Annotated in this window: 14 protein-coding genes; 2 read left to right on the top strand and 12 right to left on the bottom strand. The window is 44.4% G+C overall.

The genetic code is table 11. The features are described from left to right. Nucleotides 1-84 precede the first annotated feature (84 nt). From putA to CXF82_RS18955, 4 genes are all read right to left on the bottom strand, one after another. Nucleotides 85-3279: a bifunctional proline dehydrogenase/L-glutamate gamma-semialdehyde dehydrogenase PutA gene (putA, locus tag CXF82_RS18970; protein WP_180960971.1), complete on the bottom strand. Its 3195-nt coding sequence runs from the start codon at nt 3277-3279 to the stop codon at nt 85-87. 265 nt (nt 3280-3544) lie between these two features. Beyond that, complete coding sequence (locus CXF82_RS18965) at nt 3545-4120, bottom strand: TIGR04211 family SH3 domain-containing protein (RefSeq protein ID WP_101092618.1); 576 nt, start codon at nt 4118-4120, stop codon at nt 3545-3547. 163 nt (nt 4121-4283) lie between these two features. Further along, nucleotides 4284-5552, bottom strand: a complete 1269-nt coding sequence (locus CXF82_RS18960; protein ID WP_101092510.1) for an inorganic phosphate transporter — start codon at nt 5550-5552, stop codon at nt 4284-4286. A 24-nt stretch (nt 5553-5576) separates the two neighbouring features. Next, nucleotides 5577-6257: a TIGR00153 family protein gene (locus CXF82_RS18955; RefSeq protein WP_101092509.1), complete on the bottom strand. Its 681-nt coding sequence runs from the start codon at nt 6255-6257 to the stop codon at nt 5577-5579. A 232-nt stretch (nt 6258-6489) separates the two neighbouring features. Here CXF82_RS18955 and CXF82_RS18950 point away from each other — a divergent pair, with 232 nt between their 5' ends. Then, a complete protein-coding gene (locus CXF82_RS18950) occupies nt 6490-7977 on the top strand; it encodes a CYTH domain-containing protein (RefSeq protein WP_101092508.1) in 1488 nt (495 codons plus the stop codon). A 47-nt stretch (nt 7978-8024) separates the two neighbouring features. Here CXF82_RS18950 and CXF82_RS18945 read toward each other — a convergent pair whose 3' ends face one another. The 8 genes from CXF82_RS18945 to CXF82_RS18910 all read right to left on the bottom strand — a co-directional run bounded on the left by CXF82_RS18945 (nt 8025) and on the right by CXF82_RS18910 (nt 14859). After that, nucleotides 8025-8819, bottom strand: coding sequence for a potassium channel family protein (locus tag CXF82_RS18945; protein WP_101092507.1), 795 nt, complete (start codon nt 8817-8819; stop codon nt 8025-8027). A gap of 64 nt (nt 8820-8883) precedes the next feature. After that, nucleotides 8884-9213 carry a hypothetical protein gene (locus CXF82_RS18940; RefSeq protein ID WP_101092506.1) on the bottom strand — a complete coding sequence of 110 codons (330 nt, stop codon included), beginning with the start codon at nt 9211-9213 and terminating at the stop codon, nt 8884-8886. Between the two features lie 107 nt (nt 9214-9320). Next, nucleotides 9321-9974: a DUF4178 domain-containing protein gene (locus CXF82_RS18935; protein WP_101092505.1), complete on the bottom strand. Its 654-nt coding sequence runs from the start codon at nt 9972-9974 to the stop codon at nt 9321-9323. Between the two features lie 11 nt (nt 9975-9985). Continuing rightward, entirely contained in the window at nt 9986-10675 is a 690-nt protein-coding gene (locus CXF82_RS18930; RefSeq protein ID WP_101092504.1) for a PspA/IM30 family protein, read from the bottom strand. A 12-nt stretch (nt 10676-10687) separates the two neighbouring features. Next, nucleotides 10688-11101, bottom strand: coding sequence for a YjfI family protein (locus CXF82_RS18925; protein WP_101092503.1), 414 nt, complete (start codon nt 11099-11101; stop codon nt 10688-10690). Between the two features lie 92 nt (nt 11102-11193). Beyond that, a complete protein-coding gene (locus tag CXF82_RS18920) occupies nt 11194-12915 on the bottom strand; it encodes a polyamine aminopropyltransferase (RefSeq protein WP_101092502.1) in 1722 nt (573 codons plus the stop codon). A 71-nt stretch (nt 12916-12986) separates the two neighbouring features. Further along, nucleotides 12987-13886 carry a DUF350 domain-containing protein gene (locus CXF82_RS18915; RefSeq protein WP_102044758.1) on the bottom strand — a complete coding sequence of 300 codons (900 nt, stop codon included), beginning with the start codon at nt 13884-13886 and terminating at the stop codon, nt 12987-12989. 13 nt (nt 13887-13899) lie between these two features. Continuing rightward, entirely contained in the window at nt 13900-14859 is a 960-nt protein-coding gene (locus tag CXF82_RS18910; RefSeq protein WP_101092500.1) for a hypothetical protein, read from the bottom strand. Nucleotides 14860-15231: 372 nt separating this feature from the next. Here CXF82_RS18910 and glnE point away from each other — a divergent pair, with 372 nt between their 5' ends. Beyond that, entirely contained in the window at nt 15232-18039 is a 2808-nt protein-coding gene (gene glnE, locus CXF82_RS18905; protein WP_257982826.1) for a bifunctional [glutamate--ammonia ligase]-adenylyl-L-tyrosine phosphorylase/[glutamate--ammonia-ligase] adenylyltransferase, read from the top strand. Nucleotides 18040-18270: the final 231 nt, after the last annotated feature.

Raw genomic sequence — 18270 nt, 5'->3', positions numbered from 1 at the left:
ACAGTGCCGCATAAAAAAAGCCAGATTAAAAACCTGGCTTTTTTAGTTTAAGATTATTGGCTTAGGTATCAATACCTTTAGTCATTAATCGTCACTATCACCTAAAGACAATAGTGTGGCATTACCACCTATCGCGGTGATGTTGTTAGTGCGTGTTTTCTCGGTTATAAAGCGCGTAAGGTAGTGTGGACCACCTGCTTTAGGACCGGTGCCAGACAACCCTTGACCACCAAAGGGTTGAACACCGACTACAGCACCAATTTGGTTACGGTTAATATAAACGTTACCGACATTAACTTTACCTGCTAATTCAAGCGCATGACCTTCGTTACGGCTGTGGATTCCTAACGTGAGGCCAAATCCAGTTGAGTTGATCTCATCGATAACTTTATTTAGCTCGGATGCCTTGTAACGGATCACGTGCAAAATCGGCCCAAAGTGCTCTTTATCAAGCTGCTTGATTGACGCTATTTCAATGGCCGTTGGCGCAACAAAGTAACCATTTTCGGTACCTGCAGGTAACTCCATCTGCTTAATTAGCGTACCGACTTGTTTGATATGGTCGATGTGAGCGTTAAGGTTTGCAGCAGACGTGGCGTCAATCACTGGACCAACGTCAGTTTTGACTGAGCTTGGGTCACCAATGGTAAGCTCTTCCATCGCGCCTTTCATTACATCAAGCACGCGATCAGCAACATCCGCTTGCAGGAACAGCACCCGCAACGCAGAGCAACGTTGGCCCGCACTGGTGAAAGATGCCGACACTATGTCGTTAACCACTTGTTCTGGTTGTGATGTGGAATCCACTACCATAGCATTCTGCCCACCAGTTTCAGCAATCAAAGGAATAATTGCCCCTTCGCGCATGGCTAGCGTGCGGTTAATCAGTTTTGCTGTACCTGTAGAACCGGTAAAGCAAACACCACCGATACGGTCATCACTGGTAATTGCTGAACCTACTGTTGCCCCTGTCCCCGGCAGAAACTGCAGCACATCTTTCGGAATGCCCGCTTCGTGAGCGAGCTGTACCGCGCGGTAACCGACGATAGACGTTTGCTCTGCAGGTTTAGCGACAACAGTGTTACCTGCCGCTAGCGCTGCTGCTGCTTGGCCTATGAAGATTGCCAATGGGAAGTTCCATGGACTAATACAGACAAAGATCCCGCGGCCCTGAAGAAATAACTCGTTAATCTCGCCCGTTGGGCCAGGAAGTCGCTCGGGTTGAGCCATCATTCTCTTTGCTTGCACTGCATAGTAACGACAGAAATCAACAGCTTCACGCACTTCATCGATACCGTCTTGAATACTCTTACCCGCTTCACGGGTACAAAGTGCAATCAGCTCTTCACGGTTATCTTCAATTAGGTCGGCAAGCTTCTGCAGTGCACTGGCTCGCACCTCGACAGGGGTAGAACACCAGCTTGGAAATGAAGCCGCAGCGCCGGCAAGGGCTTGTTCAATAGCATGCTTGTTAGCGAAGGCAACCTTACCAACTACCTTAGAGGTGTCAAATGGGCTAACAATCTCTTTAATGTCACCACTTAAGGTTTCGCCGTTGACTAATGGACCAGCAGACCAAGTGTGGTTTTTATACTTTTCTATTGCCGCCAAAAAAGGAGTCGATTCTGACATTATGTTCAGGTTGAGGCCTTTCGAGTTTTGACGCTCAGTACCGAATATGTTGGCAGGTAAAGCAATTCTGTTGTTAGCTAGCGTTTTGTAGCCCTTTAGCGTCGAGAGTGGATGTATCACCAGTGACTCAATCGGCGTTTTAGGATCGACAAGTTTATGTACAAACGACGTATTTGCGCCATTCTCAAGCAAGCGGCGCACTAAATAAGGCAGTAGGTCTTTATGGGCACCCACTGGCGCATAGATACGGACCGTCTTAACGCCACGTTCTGCTAACAGAGTGTCGTAAAGCTCTTCGCCCATGCCATGTAAGCGTTGGAATTCATAATTTCGGTCACCTGCCATATCGGTTATTGAAGCAACCGTTTGGGCGTTATGACTGGCAAACTGTGGGTAGATAGCGCCGCGTGTGGCATCAGACAACAAGTATCTTGCACAGGCAAGATATGACACGTCGGTACTCGCTTTGCGGGTATAAAGAGGGTAACCCGCTTCACCATTTTCCTGCGACCATTTAAGCTCGCTATCCCAGTAGGCGCCTTTAACTAAACGTAGTGGAATTTCATCGCCTTGATCTTTGGACAGACGAGTTAACCAGCACAATACTGGTAGCGCACGCTTAGAATAAGCTTGAACGACAATACCCAGTAGACCCCAGCCTTTGGCTGCGTCTGAATTATAAAGGCGTTGGAATAGTTTTAATGAAAGCTCAAGGCGATCCATCTCTTCTGCATCAATAGAGATGCCGACTCTAAGAGAGCGAGCTTGCTTGATAAGTAATATCAGCGTGTCATATAGCTCTGTTAAGACTCTATCTTCGTTGGCAACCTCGTAACGAGGATGTAGCGCTGAGAGTTTAATTGAGATCGTTGGGCGAGGAGATTTACTTTCGTCATACTCTAGCCCGCCGATCGTTGCGATAGCACTAGAGTACTCATCGAAATATTTTTGCGCATCTTTTTTAGTTAAAGCTGCTTCACCTAACATATCGTAGCTGTGGGTATAACCAAGCTTACGTTTGTCGACACTATTTTTGAGCGCCTCTTTTACGTTGCGACCAAGTACAAATTGTTTACCCATTATTTTCATCGCCCCAAGCATGGCTTGGCGGATAACAGGTTCACCCATCTTATTGACTAAGCGGTTAAGTAACTTACTTGGTTTACCGTTGACTTGTTTGTCGAGTTTGACGATTTTACCGGTAAGCATCAACCCCCAAGTTGAGGCGTTGACCAAGAGTGAGTTACTCTTGCTCAGATGTTCATCCCATTGAGCGCCAGAGAGTTTGTCTTCAATCAGGGCGTCAGCGGTTGCTGCATCAGGAATTCGCAATAAGGCTTCAGCAAGGCACATTAAAATAATGCCCTCTTGTGTTTCTAAGCTATATTGCTGTAAAAATGCGTCAATACCGACCATAAGGCCTTTCTTGTCGTATTGACGTACTTTATTCACTAATTCGTATGCACGATTTGTCACACGATCGATCTCTTCTTTGCTGGACGGAACCAGTTTTATCAATTCTGATAAATATAGTTCTTCATCAACAATATAATTATTGCTGATCGCTTTGAACAGTTCGTTGAGATCGGCTGAGTCATAACGACCAGCTAGTACTTCACTCGCTTTGAACATATTAATAACTTCCATCTTGGCCGAAGGTATATTGCAGGGATGTTTAATGCGACAAGATCTTTGTTGTTATCTTTTTGTATACAATCTAAGGCCTCCGCGCGGGTGATTGTACCTGTAAAATGTGATAAGGAACACCTTTGCGTGAAGGAATGTGATCTTTGTTTGATTTGGGGGTGGTGGGGCGTGTGCTAGGCCCCACTGGGTAAGGGGGGAAGGCTAGAAAATAAAAAGCCAGCGTTTAAAAACACTGGCTAAAGAACTAAAAATAACAGGTTACTATTTACCAGTGATTTTTAGGTTTACGCTGTGGTCGTGGTAAGTAAACTAAAATAATGCCCAATAACAGGCCGCCAGCGGCGATAAAGCCACCTTGTTGCCACATTTCAAAACGCTCATTACTTTGCATACTTGCCAGTTTTACCTGAGCGCTATCGCGTTCTTGGCTAGCACTTGCAAGTGCTTTTTGTGCTTGAGCTAATTGCGTCTTAATCTGGCTCAACTCTTGTACACTCGAATCTGTTGTCGTGAGTGCGTTGGTTAAGTCAGCTTTAGTTTGCGCTAGCTCTGCTTGCACCGCCGGTAATTGTTCACGCAAGCTTACAGCTGAGCTGAGTAGCTTAGTTTGAACCCAGCCTTCACGATCCTTATGATCGATTATCTTGCTGTAGTCACCTTGAGTTTCACCTAATAAAGTTATCTTCTGACCCGCTTCTACGCTGCCCAATATCCGAAACTGGGTACCCGGTCCGCCATGGAGATAGATAAAAACATCATCAGAGATGTAACTTGTTTGGTTTGCCGCAAATAAAGAGGGGGAAAGTAATAACGCTCCCACAATAGTTAGAATTTTTAACACCAATCTATTCTCATCAATGAAATTTAGCCAACATGCTATGGATTTAGAGGACTTAATGCAAGTGGCATTAAGGGAGATAAAACGCAAAAAGGGAGCTTGATACAAATATTATCAAACTCCCTTAAGGAATCGCAGTACTTTTTGGTGCGATAAAGCTCAGTATTTAGCTAAAAATACCTTTAATCATGAAGAAGATCATGATTGATAGCGCGGCACCAGCGGGTAGGGTTACCACCCAAGACACAACAATATTACGCACTACGCCAATATTGATTGCAGCGATACCACGAGCCATGCCGACACCTAACACCGCACCCACTAGGGTTTGTGTCGTTGAGATTGGTAGACCAGTACCCGATGCAATAACCACCGTCGATGCTGCTGCAAGCTCTGCCGCAAAACCACGACTTGGCGTCAGGTGAGTAATATTCTTACCAATGGTTTGCATTACACGCTTACCAAAGATAGCAAGTCCTAAGACAATACCCACAGCACCCAATGGCAGAATCCACCAAACAAGAGCGGCATTACTGCTGATCTCGCCACCACTGTTAACGATTGAAACAACCGCCGCTAGTGGGCCAATAGCGTTAGCAACATCATTTGAGCCATGCGCAAATGCCATACAACATGCGGTGACAACCATTAAGATAGCGAAGACTTTTTCAACGTTACCAAACTGGGTTTGACGATCTGCTTTATTATCCATTTTTAGGCGTTTGATAGCGATCATGCCACCAATTCCTACAAGTGCTGCAATAGCGAGCGCTAACGAATAAGCTTCTAGGTTGTCAAAGTGCAAGCCAATATGTTTAAGACCTTTCTTGATGGTGACAAGTGCCATTACAAAACCAGCAAGAGCCATATAGAAAGGAACATAACGTTTAGCATTTTCAAGTGGATTAGAGGTATTAAAGATAAGCTTTTGGACACTTTGGAATATCATAAAGGCGATAAAGCCCGATATTGCCGGCGTGACAACCCAAGAACCTACAATACCACCTACTTTGCCCCATTCAACCGCATCTGCACTTACGCCTACTGCAGCGAAACCAACAATGGCGCCGATAATAGAGTGAGTGGTCGAAACTGGCCAACCAAGTGCTGAAGCAGCGATAAGCCAGATACCAGCGGCTAGCAAAGACGCTATCATGCCGTATACCAGAAGCTCAGGTTGTTCAATAAAGAAAGTTGAGTCAATAATGCCTTTACGGATTGTACTGGTGACTTCGCCACCGGCTAAATACGCACCTGCAAACTCAAAAATCATAGCGATAATAATCGCTTGTTTAATTGTAATCGCATTGGAACCTACAGAGGTTCCCATTGCATTGGCTACATCATTTGCGCCAATACCCCAAGCCATTAAAAAACCAAATAGAGCTGCCATGCCAATAAGCCATGGGCCGTTGGTGACTAATACATCAACCATGTTATTACCTTGATAATCTTTTGATTAGACGCGAGCTAACATCAGCTCTAGGCGGGAACCGACTCGTTCGGCAAGATCTGCCAAGTCACCAACCCACTCAATTATCTTGTAGAGGAACATTACATCTACAGGGTTAAAATCAGATTCGATAGCCAAAAGTTGTCTACGTATCTTAATTTGTAAAACATCAGTGTCATCTTCGATAGAGTCAAGTTCACTGATCATTTTTGCCACAAGATCCACTTCACGGCCTCTAAAACCAGTTTCTAGTAGGTCGTCGAGTTCGTTAATTGCTTGCTTTGATAACGCAACTGCATCAAGACAGCGTTGTAAATAAGCAATGAAGGATTCTTGGATTGCATGAGGGATGACGAGCTCTCGGCCAATAACTCGACCGGAAATGTCTTTCGCTTTGTTAGCGATCTTATCTTGCTGGGTGAGTAGCTCCAGTAAGTCAGTACGCTCAACGGGCATAAACAAACCACCTGGCAGAGTTAAGCGGATTTCACGTTTTAGTGAATCTGCTTCTTGCTCGGTCAAGCTTATTTGCTGACGCAGTTGAACAGCTTTGTCCCAGTCACCTGAGGCTGTAGCTTCGAAAAATGGGACAAGTAATGACGCGCAGTCGTATACTTTGTCTATATGCTCTTGGAGAGGCTTAATTGGCGATTTTGCAAACACGCCCAAAATAGAGTTTACTGGCATTGCCGTTTACCTATTTAGGTTATTCCACTATTGGAAAAAGCGGGCGCATGTTAACCCAAGCGGCCGCGTAAGAAAACTGTGTTTTTGTAATTAACTAAACAGTTTTTTATTCTAACGAGTTATATCTTAACTGCAAAGCGAATCCTACGGCGTTTTTATTACAAAAATATTACACTGTGTCGAATTAATGACAGATTGATTAAATTTTGATTACAAGGCGAATAGTACACAGATGGAAGCAGAGATAGAACTCAAACTTTTCTTTAATGAAAATAAAAGAAAAACCCTTATAAACCTGTTGGATAGCATTCCTAATTCCGATAGTAAAGGCAGCGAAAAGTTAACTAATGGGTATTTTGAAACCCCTGACCTTACTTTGCGTCATTGGGACATGGGATTGCGGGTTCGCGGGATAAATACTCACCGAGAGCAAACTATTAAGACTGCTGGACAGGTTGTCGGTGGGATCCACTCTCGGCCTGAATTTAATGTCGATATAGATCACGATTTTCCAAAATTAAATTTATTCCCGAGTAAAATTTGGCCACAAGGCGCAGATCTTGAACAAGTGCAGTTACAGTTGCGTTGTTTGTTCAATACTGATTTTGAACGACAAAAATGGCATATTTTTGTTGATGATAGTTTGGTCGAAGTGGCGCTTGATATCGGTCATATTTGTGTTGATGACCGCTCTGAACCCATCTGTGAATTAGAGTTTGAATTACTTGCTGGTGATACTGCTGCCCTACTTGTTTTAGCTGGTATTGTTAGCAGAGAAGTACCGGTTCGATTAGGCAACGCGAGTAAAGCAAAAAGAGGCTATCAGTTAGCGGCTCAAGCAAGTCCGTTTAATTTGGAAGTGCTCGATTTTATAGCATTAAAGCCTGAACAAAACTTAAAACAAGTCGCCATAAACTTGCTCGAAGTTGGGCTAGAAAGATGGCAGCAGCTAGAAGCGATGATCCTTGATGTCGCGCAGAACCCCCATGAACTGCCAATGCTCTGTTATCGACTCAGAGCTTGTATTCGGTTGCTAAAAAGCACGCTGGCGCAATTTACCTTGTTAGGTGACTCTTTTGAAGAAGACTTTGGCTGTATTGAGCGTCGGCTTAACTTTATCGAAGAGTCGCTGAGTCTATTTTCTATTGTGGAGAAAAACGGCGCCCTTATCGCTAAGTTGTCGATGTCGGATGCCCTGGTAGATATAGCCAATGCTAAATTGCAGCAACTGAATATTTCTGCCCATTTCGACGCGCTGTTAGACGATATTTGTTATGGCCGACTGCAAGTACATCTTGTTGATCTGTTGATGCAAATAAGTGTTGGCAACGTTGTTATTGATAAAACACTCAGTTTGAAGCAATTTGCCGATGAGCTACAAGAAAAATCATGGCAAAAGATATTGGATGTTATGCCATTAAATAATGATTTAAGCAGTAGCGACTATCTTGCTGTCGCAAAGGCGTTAGATAACAGCATGTTTGTTGGTGTGGCATATGGTCAGCTTTATTCAAACAAATCACGTGATCAATTTAGGGCACCTTGGCAAGACCTTGCGTTAGGTATTAGAACTTTAGCGGCTTATCGGCAGCTTAAGGTGATTAGTGAACTGGCGTATATTGATATTAGTGATTGGCTTGAAAATAAAGAGCTGAGTTTAGTGCAGGCAATGGAGCTTTCACGTCGTAGCGCAATGCAGAACGAACCGTACTGGCGTTAACGCTTTGGTGACACGTTTTTAATGATTGAGCCCGCCAATGTGCGGGCTTATTTTTTGGCGTCTCTCATCTCTAATTTTAACGCTTCTATCTCTTTAAGCAGCTGTTGTTGGTTGGCTTCCATGCGAGCAAGACTCATTTGCAGCTCTGAGCGGATCTCTTCACTGTGGCTCTCGAGTTTTTCGGCTTCGTCTGGGGCGACAAATACTGAGGCCATATAACCAGAAATAATACCAAAAAAGCTGACGCCACACACAATGACCATACCACCGATAATATGTCCAGCTGTGGTCACTGGGTAGTAGTCACCGTAACCGACAGTCGATATTGTGACTAAAGCCCACCAAATAGCATCTTCAGCAGTCTCAATATTAGCCCCTTCAACACCGCTCTCGACAATAAGTACCAAAACAGAGGCAAAGGTAAGAATCGTCACTAAAGCCACTAACAAGCTTGCCAGAGTGGCTTGGCGACGCTGTTTGACCATAGGGACAATTAGGGAACGGGTCATACGAATGAGTCTGACAACACGAAGGATCTGAAAAAGTCGTGCCATTCTCAGTGCTTCAATTGCTGGGATACTGGCAACTAGATCTATCCAATGATGCTTAAAGTAAGTTTTTTTACTCTCTGCTTTGAATAGGCCATAGAAAAAATTCGACATGAAGAGAAGACAAATACAGGTATCTATAAAGAACAGTAAGCGCCTAGTCTCGCCATCAAGGCCGCCAAATGTAAGCACGAGCACTACAACGACAGAGAGCAACGACAACAGCATCATCGCAAGCTGGAATGGTGTTGGCGGCGTTTCAGGTTGTATGATCCAGCGCTTTTCGTTAGTCATTTATCGATCCATCGTTCTTGCTGCACTTTCCCTAAACCGGGAAGCAAAATAAGTCTTCGGGGCGTTAGTCTTCGGCACTGAATTTAATGAGATCATCCAGTACGTGTTTTTTGATCTCTAACTGTTGCTCTGCTTTTAAGTTGTACCTTTCAGCGAGCTGGGCATAGTCTTCCGCGCTTAAGGATACGGTAAGGCGAGGGCGTTTAGGACGTTTAGTCACACTTAACCCGAGAATGTCTCTAATTTGATCTGAAGGACTGACACCGGCATCAAGCGCGGCTTTACGGATGGAATATTGAAATTTCTCATCCAAATCAAAGGCAATTTGAGTGGCCTTAGCGGCTTTTTGATTTTGCTGCCACTGTTCCGGCAACGGATTCTTTTGCTTGCTCATGCGTAAGATATTACCTATCCATAGAAACGGCTTTATAGGTTAATGCTATCACTCATAGCGCTAGAAATAAAAAAGGTTCTAACGTGAGTCACGTTAGAACCTTTAAATTATGCGCCAGGCCAATAGTCCCGGATGTCTGATAGAGGGCGGTAAAGTGTCAACATGACATCTGTTTCACCCCCATCATAGACTTCGATATCAATGGCCTTATCTTCATCGTCATCCAGTAATTGGTATGATTCAAAAGGATCGCCTGTAGGGCCATCGGCATCTTGAGGTGGCTTATTGCCCCGATAATCCTGACGGTGAAAGTAACCAAAACCTGCAAATGTGACCTGATGATATTGAGGTGACAACCACTGTTCAAATTCAGTTGCTAGCTCAGGTGACAATTCACTGGTGGTTAGCTCTGCTTTGCCAGGTTCTTCAAAAATAGCGCTAAATTGCTCTAGATTGAATAGCTGCTCGACTAAACCACGATTAACCTTTATCGACAACGCGAGGTAAGTTTCATCATCTTCATCTAAGCCGAGAAAGATGGTGTCACTTCCGTGCCCTTTTAGCACCCATTCCGTTTGCTGTTTGCGCTCATACTCATAAGTATTAACCGCTTCAACTCTTAGCTGCTGCCCACGTAATTGTGGTGGCAGCGCAAAGCTATCATCAAGGGAGATCATATCCCCCTTATCTAGCTTTGATGGGTGGTCGAGTTGACGTTTAGGTTCCTCTTTCTTGCCAAATAGGCCACTTAGAAATCCCACGTCATACTCCTTTAGCCTTTACGGGCTTTAATGCGATCAAGTACAGCGTTAGCGTTAGACTTCTGCTCACCAATACCTGCTTCCGCTAGCTTATCATGCAGCGCTTTGTCGTTGTTTTCTTCCGCTAGCGTCTCAGATGCCTTAAGGCGATCATCAAATGACTGCTGACGAGCTTTGATGCGCTCTAGCGAATCTTTAGCGTTAAGTAACTTTGAGTTACTGCCCGCAAACGAATCGGTAATTGTTGCAGTCGCTTTTTGTACGCTTTCTGTCGTCTTTACCATCGTCAGTTGGCGTTGGTAATCAGTGACTTGACGTTCAGTTTTACGTACTAGCTCTTTTAGGCGAGTCGCATGTGCGCTGAAGCTTTCGTTGGCAGATTGCTGGTCATTAAGTTCTTGATCCAGTTCAGCGATTTTCTCAGCAACTTCTAGTGCTAATGCTTCGTTACCTTTTTCAAGTGCTTGTGCTACGTAACCTTCATGTTCAGCAACTGCACGCTTAAGGCGGTCAACTTCACGGCTGGCTTGCATCTCTTTTGCCATCACTTCAGTTAAGTCGCGTTTAGCTTTAGTCAGATGTTTCGCTGCATCACGGATCTCTTGTTCAAAAATACGTGTTGAGTTTGCGTCTACAATACCTTGGCCAACTTCAGTTGCGCCACCGCGAAAAGCAGTAAGAATCTTGTTTAGAATGCCCATAATGTGGCTCCTTTATTTAAGGTAATCGGCGAGTTCGTCGATTACTTCGAGACAGTTGTCAGATAGAACAGATAGTTCTTGTTCTATCTCTTCGATGCTTGATTGTACTGATAGTGCGCCGTATACCACATACTTGTCATCAATCTTGGCGAACGATGAAAGTGGCATTGGAATGTTGAGTTCTAACATGGTCTCAAACATCTCACTACGACGCTCTTGATTCACTTCATCCTCGCCCCATAAATAGCTGATGCAAAGGATCTGGTTGTCCGTAACCGATAAGAACACCGGGATCTCTTCTCGGCCAACGATGTTAACCTGCAAGACTTCCACGTCGCCATCAATTGGATAACAATCAAATTGAAAGCCAGTATGGCCATTGTCGCCAAGTTCATTTAGATGGTTGGCAATGTTGTGGATATTCATATTTGTCCTTATTGACATATTATGTCTGCGATTAAAGATAACATCAGGACATAATATGTCAAGTGCTATCTTTGCGGTGTAAAAAATAAGCTTTACTGATTTTCTAACCAAGCTTGCTGGTGGTACTGGTATAACTGACTCGAACCCAAGGTATTTGGTTTGATAGCCTGTTTATCGATATAAAAATTACCCGGGAATGCAAAAGCGGCATGCATTAATTCTGGTGTAAACCAAGCATCATCTATGGGTAATTGCTGTATTTCATCTAGTCTAGATTTGGCACTTTTGCCACTTAATGTCGCAATAGTCCAACCCCATTCGCCAAAACTGGGCACATTATGGTGGTATTGATCCACCGTAAAGCCAGCTAACTCCAAAGTCTTACCCACTGAAATAAATGCTTTAGGCGCATGATACGGTGATGTTGACTGTATTGTTATGGCAGCATCCGCACTCATAAGTTCCTTTAGCTTCAGATAGAAAGTATCTGAATAAAGCTTGTTAAGATCGGGATGGCTTGGGTCGGGAAGGTCAACGATAATGGCATCGAATTTTTCCTCATTTTTAAGTAATTGGTCTACCCCATTGAAAGCATCGTCAAATATCAGTCTGACTCTAGGGTCATTCAGTGCATCTTTATTGAGTGCCATTAATGCTTTCGTTAGATGTGCAGGCATATCGGTGTTTGGCGTTTTGAATAGCTTTACCAGCTCTTTATCTAAGTCCATTAATGTGACCTGTTTAGGCTGCCACTTAAGCACTTGAGCAAGCCCTAAACCATCTCCACCGCCTATGATTAAAATTTTGTCATGACGCGCGCTGGCTGCAAGCGTAGGGTGGACTAAAAAGGAGTGATATATGTGTTCGTCGCTACTGGAAAACTGCAGGCGACCGTTAATATAGAGCGAGTGAACTGGGCCGAGTCCATTTCCTCTTAAGCGCTCAGTGAAAGTGAGTTGCTGAAAACGCGTTGCTTTAGCGTAAACTACATTGTCCTTGTAGAGTAAGTTATTAAAACTTTGCTCCCAAGAAGGGCCATGCAGTGCTAATAAGAGAAGTACACCTGTTGCAGCAATATGGCCGACCAGCAGCAGTTTTACATGGCGGATTTTAGTCCAAAAACGCCAAATAAATAGAAAGCCAGCGAGTAAATTAAAGCTGGCGGTTAACGACGCGGCTAACTGAATATCAATGGCAAGCATAAAGCCTACCCAGATGGCTGCGCCAATGCCTGCGCCGATATAATCAGCGCCATAGATAGTGCCCGCATTATGCATCAAGTGTTCGTCAGACAAAGCCTGGCGAACTCTAGCGATTAACGGGATCTCCATACCAATCATTAATCCAAGTAATACTCCCCAAAAATAAGGTAAGTACTCACTGAGTTTTTGTAAGGTTGCGATAAACCCGCCATTAGGGAGTTGATCGCTTGGAAGACCGAGTGTTTGAGCCACAATTAACGGTAGCTGTTGGCCAAAGCCAATAACACTAGCGGTGATCAAGATGGCTAACGAGCCACATAGCGCGACGCTGAGCTCAAGTACGGCAAAGCCGGTAAAGGCACAGCGAATTTTCCGCGCGGCAAAGGCACCAATACCCATGGATACGATCATCAGGCCGATCATGGTGTAAATAGCGGCTTCAAGCGCGCCGAGTATGCGGCCAGCATAGTGTGAGAGTAGATACTCATAGATCAAGCCGCAGCCTGCCAGAACGGCCATAATGCCTAGCAGTAATAGATCATCAAACCAGCCTAGTTTTGCCGGCTTTATTGTATTCGGATTTAAGGTGTCGCTGTGAGAGGTGTTTGGCATGGTGAGTCTATTGGTTTATCTATGGTATGAAAAAGGGAGCGATGATAACCGCTCCCATCTTTAGGCTTACATTAGGCCATTAACGCCGCGAGAATAAGCGCGATTGAAACACTGATTGCCATTTCAACAGCAGCAACACCAATGTTATTTTGCTTCTCTACTTCATCAAACAGATCAATGTTGGCGAGGACTAACTTTTTGACAATCTTTATCAAAATAGATAAGGACACCAGCATAATGACAGAGAACATTAACCAACCGAATAGATTGGCAACATAAGCTTCTGGATTGAAAATAATAAAGTGACTTGCCGCATTAAAACTAAATGCCATCGCTAGCATGTAGCCACTATGCCTAATAGCCAAAGCGATATGACCTTGAGCCAGTGCTGCTTGCATAGAAGCATTTTGATTACGGTCGGCATAGCGCTTGGCACGCACACGCGTCAGTACGACTAGCATGAGCTGCGAGATAGCAAAAGCACTAAATATAGCGATAAAGGTATAAACCGTAAGGTCTTCCGCCCACATCAGCACTGAGCGGATGATGATGGCGGTTGCAATGGCTGCAGTGGCATCAACAATGGCGACTGAGATATTACCTTTAATGATCAGGGCATTTTTATCAATCTCATTTAGTGCCACTTTGTCATGTAAAAATCGACCTAGTTTAATCAGTATCAGCCCAAATAATCCGTAAGCGGACATGCCAATAGCTTCGACTAGGTAGGATTCAGCTGCCTCTCCGGTGATAGCGCCAGTCAGCACAATACCTAATGCCGCAACCGCGCCAGCAGTGCTGATACCAAAAGCAAAGTTGTCGTTTTCAGCAAGCTCTTTACGACTATTTACCTTGATAGTCCAGCCTTGCAGGTAACGCATTAATGTCAGCAGTAACACAGCAATGGTTAGATCAATTGCCAAAATAATCAGTAGTTCTGGCGTGATGCCGTAGTGTTGAAAAAATGTCATGAAAGTCCCTTAATTATTTGCCTCGGCGAACACCGCGAGTGGTACGACTGCTTGAATTACGAAAGCTACTGTCTTTAGAGTAATTTGAGCGGAACTTGCTCTTGCTACTCGCAGTGCGTCCTGTTGAACTAGCTTTAGGCGTGCTGGTACTTTGTCTCGACAAGCTGGTAGAGCCCGTACGCGATTTGGCGTATGGACTATCAAACTTCTTACCTTGAGAACTAAATTGCTTTTTGGTGCGCTCAAAGGTTTGAGTTTGCGATCTGGCTTGTTTAGGCGAGGTATAACGATAACGGCCAACATCATTGTAATAGCTATAGTTACGACGACTTGACCAGCGATCGTATCCGATAGGGCCTCGGGTTAGATTCGAGAACATTGAGTACATGCCGTACCAAGCCCAAATTGACATCCCACTCGAGCCTGATTGCCAGTTGCCGTAAGACGGGTTGCCCACTAACTGGCTGCCAGCGCCAAAGTCTTCAGAGCCATTCGCCAAAGTAGCAGCTTCGCGACTGATGGAATTGACTCGGGCAAGCGCGCCATCAGACATATCTGCAACCACATTGAGTTGATCTGACAGCATGTCGTTATAAAGACTTGGGTCCATTGCCTGATATAGGTTTTCAACTTCGGCGAGTTGCTGATCGAGATCAACAAAATTCGCTGCATTCTGAGCTTCAGTTAACCTGCGGGTTAGCGAAGTAAACATCGGGCCTCGAGCTGTCGCATCAGTAGCGAGCTGATTAAGCAGTGGCACCAGATCAGGTTTTTGCTGAGATAAAATACGCGTATATTGCTGCAATAAATTGGCATTACGCACTTGGCCGTCATTGAGCATGGTGCTAAGCGTATCCAAGCGTTGCTGACTGAGCTGCTGGTACTTTGCTATTTGCTCTGGTCTATCATCACCGCATCCTGCGAGTGATAACGCCAATATAACGGTGAGAACACGAATTAGCATTCCTGCCATGCTTTCTCCAAAAATCAGTTAAGGTAAGCGCTAGTGATTAGCAGCGACTCGGGATTATATTCTCTTTTTAACTTGATATTTAAGTACATAAAATTAATCTTTCATGTGCTGAAATATTGAATTTGCTAGAGAAACAGCCTTGCTGTACTGCAATTACTACAGCTTTGGGTATAGTATTCTGTATTAAAGCACAAAAATACAATGATTGATGTTTCAAAGGGCTATAAGCACTTAATTGCTCATCTAGCCAACATCATTTAAAAAACTCAATCACATTTTTATAGCACTGTGGACATAATATGTCGATAGTAAGAATTGTTAGGGATTATTATGCGCGCGGCTTTACGGGGTAAAAAAGAAGTTTCCACTCAAATGGCTGCTAACGTTGAAAACTACTGGCAAAGATTCGTCGATACCTCTCCTGAGGCGCTAGCCTCCTTGTCGAATGAGCAGCAACAAGAGCTTAAGACCATCATGGCGTTAAGTGACTTTGTTGCCGCGCAACTATGTCGATACCCGCAATGGATAACAGCGCTATTTGAATCTCAGCTTAATGGCACTGACCGAAAGTCTTTCGCCAGCGATCTGCATGAATTGTTAAGTGCGGTGAATGACGAAGAGCAGATTAAGCAAATCTTGCGTCAATATCGTAACCGCCAAATGGTAGGTATCGCCTGGCGAGATTTTATGGGATACACCTCGCTGGAAGAATCTTTATTAGATCTATCAGTATTAGCTGAGGCATTGGTTATTGCGGGGCGTGATTGGCTATATCACGATATGTGCGCAACGCTGGGTACACCGACAAGCCCCGAAGGGGTGGCGCAAAAGCTATTGATCCTTGGCATGGGGAAACTCGGTGGCCGTGAGCTAAACTTTTCGTCAGATATTGATCTGGTATTCACCTTTCCTGAACACGGTGAAACGATTGGCGGACGACGCTCAATTGACAATCAACAGTTTTTTATCCGTATGGGACAACGTTTAGTTAATCTGTTGCATCAAGTGACGGTTGACGGCTTTGTTTATCGGGTCGATATGCGTTTGCGTCCCTATGGCGAAAGCGGACCTTTAGTGGTTAGTTTCAGTGGCCTTGAAGACTATTACCAAGAGCAAGGTCGAGATTGGGAGCGTTACGCGATGGTAAAAGCGCGTGCGTTAGGCCCCTGGACGGCCGACTCTGATGAACTGCATGATTTATTGAGACCGTTTGTATATCGCCGTTATCTTGATTTTTCTGCCATTGAATCACTGCGAAAAATGAAAGGCCTTATCACTCAAGAGGTGCGACGTAGAAAGCTAACTGACAATATAAAACTGGGTGCTGGTGGCATTCGCGAAGTGGAGTTTGTGGTACAAAGTTTTCAGCTTATTCGCGGGGGGCGAGAGCCTTCATTAAGGCAGCAAAGCTTATTCGCCGCTATTGAGACGCTATATCAGCTTGGGCAAATTGAGTATCTCGCGCTTGATGAACTTAAGCAAAGCTATCTAATGTTGCGCCGAGTCGAAAATTTACTGCAAGCCATTAATGATGAGCAAACTCAAACCCTGCCTGTTAAAGAATTGGATTGGGACCGTTTATGTTGGGCCTTAAATGCCGATAATGAGATGGATCTAAGGCAACAAATTGAAGGTGCAATGGCCTGTATTCATCGTCATTTCAAAGAGACTGTTGGTGGTGATAATCAAGATGACAAAAGTGAAACTTGGTCGCAGCAATTATGGGATGCGCAGGAGGAAGAAACCGCATTCGCGATTTTAGATGAACAAGAGGTTGAGTTGCAATTGTGGCCCATGTTAAAGCGTTGGCACGACACGGTAGTGCGTAGGACCATAGGGCCACGCGGCAGAGAAACACTCGACAAACTGATGCCAAGATTATTGTGTGACTTGTCGTTACATTCGCAACCCACTAAAGCATTTGAACCCGTCTCTAAAGTGCTAGATCAGATTTTAACTCGCACAACATACCTTGAGTTACTCTGTGAAAACCCAGGAGCGCGGCAACAACTCGTCAGTCTTTGCTGTGCCAGCCCATGGATTGCAGAGCAGTTAGCAAAATTTCCCATGTTGCTTGATGAGCTTATTGATCCTGCGCAGCTCTACGATACCACTTCGCTTGATGATTATAGTAGTGAGCTAAGGCAATACCTGCTCCGTGTTCCTGAAGATGATATGGAGCAGCAGATGGAAGCGTTGCGACAATTTAAGTTATCACAACAGTTAAAAATTGCGGCGGCTGATGTCACGGGAGTCTTACCCGTGATGCAAGTGAGCGACCATCTTACTTTTCTAGCAGAGGCGATAATTGAACAAGTGGTGCAGCAAGCTTGGTTGCAGGTGAGCACTCGTCATGGGGTGCCCGAAGGCCTCAAGACTAATGAGATGGGCTTTGCGGTGATAGGCTACGGTAAGGCTGGTGGCTTAGAACTTGGCTATGGTTCTGATCTCGATTTAGTGTTCTTACATAATGCTAAGCAGGGTGGGCAAACCAATGGTGGTAGAGCGATTGATGTGGGTCACTTCTATTTAAAGCTGGCACAGCGGATATTGCACCTGTTTTCGACGCGCACGACATCGGGCGAGTTGTATGAAGTCGATATGCGCCTACGTCCCTCTGGAGCTTCGGGTTTACTGGTTAGCGAGATAGAGCACTTTGGCGATTATCAACGAAAAGAAGCGTGGACCTGGGAGCATCAAGCACTGGTAAGAGCCCGCTTTATGTTTGGAGATAATAGCTTATCGAGTCGTTTTAATGAGTTAAGATCTGAGGTGTTAGAGTCGAATCGTGATAATGCTGTACTGGCAAAAAATGTGCGGGATATGCGACTTAAAATGCGTGACCATCTGCTTAAAGTGGGTAAAGGCATGTTTGATCTTAAACAGAGTCCCGGTGGTATCGCCGATATCGAGTTTATTGCGCAATATCTTGTGCTTGCTAATGCCAGTGAGTATCCGTCGCTGTCTTTTTGGTCCGACAATGTGCGTATTTTTGAACAACTAGCAGAGCTTGAACTTATCCCTATCGCTAGCGCTCAATCGTTAACTCAGGCTTATTGCCATCTTCGTGACGAAAGCCATCGATTAACTTTGCAACAGGTAGCAACGACTTTACCCTTTAGCGAAGTGAAACAGCATGCTGAAAAAGTGCTAGAAATTTACCAAAGAATTCTTAATTAATAACATCAAACCACTGTATTAATAGCGCTAATTAAACAAAAAAGACCAGACTTAGTCTGGTCTTTTTTTGATCGCAAATTGCGCAGCAAAATAGAAATAATCGCGATACGTATTGCTATTCATTGGATGGTCTTGAGTTATCTAACTGAAATTTAACTAATTATAAAACTGGTTTGTTCTATGCATTACCTACATACACCGAGGAAATCTAAGCCTATGTAGGAGGCCTGA

The organism is Shewanella sp. GutDb-MelDb (genome assembly GCF_002836075.1).
Taxonomy (GTDB): Bacteria; Pseudomonadota; Gammaproteobacteria; order Enterobacterales; family Shewanellaceae; genus Shewanella.
Note: the sequence above shows the minus strand (reverse complement) of the source record. Positions and strands in the feature narration are given on the sequence as shown.

Bases quoted from the DNA above. Each gene is read 5' to 3' on its own strand.
- putA (WP_180960971.1), bottom strand. From the start codon at position 3,279: ATGGAAGTTATTAATATGTTCAAAGCGAGTGAAGTACTAGCTGGTCGT.
- CXF82_RS18960 (WP_101092510.1), bottom strand. From the start codon at position 5,552: ATGGTTGATGTATTAGTCACCAACGGCCCATGGCTTATTGGCATGGCA.
- CXF82_RS18955 (WP_101092509.1), bottom strand. From the start codon at position 6,257: ATGCCAGTAAACTCTATTTTGGGCGTGTTTGCAAAATCGCCAATTAAG.
- CXF82_RS18950 (WP_101092508.1), top strand. From the start codon at position 6,490: ATGGAAGCAGAGATAGAACTCAAACTTTTCTTTAATGAAAATAAAAGA.
- CXF82_RS18945 (WP_101092507.1), bottom strand. From the start codon at position 8,819: ATGACTAACGAAAAGCGCTGGATCATACAACCTGAAACGCCGCCAACA.
- CXF82_RS18940 (WP_101092506.1), bottom strand. From the start codon at position 9,213: ATGAGCAAGCAAAAGAATCCGTTGCCGGAACAGTGGCAGCAAAATCAA.
- CXF82_RS18930 (WP_101092504.1), bottom strand. From the start codon at position 10,675: ATGGGCATTCTAAACAAGATTCTTACTGCTTTTCGCGGTGGCGCAACT.
- CXF82_RS18925 (WP_101092503.1), bottom strand. From the start codon at position 11,101: ATGAATATCCACAACATTGCCAACCATCTAAATGAACTTGGCGACAAT.
- CXF82_RS18920 (WP_101092502.1), bottom strand. From the start codon at position 12,915: ATGCCAAACACCTCTCACAGCGACACCTTAAATCCGAATACAATAAAG.
- CXF82_RS18915 (WP_102044758.1), bottom strand. From the start codon at position 13,886: ATGACATTTTTTCAACACTACGGCATCACGCCAGAACTACTGATTATT.
- CXF82_RS18910 (WP_101092500.1), bottom strand. From the start codon at position 14,859: ATGGCAGGAATGCTAATTCGTGTTCTCACCGTTATATTGGCGTTATCA.
- glnE (WP_257982826.1), top strand. From the start codon at position 15,232: ATGGCTGCTAACGTTGAAAACTACTGGCAAAGATTCGTCGATACCTCT.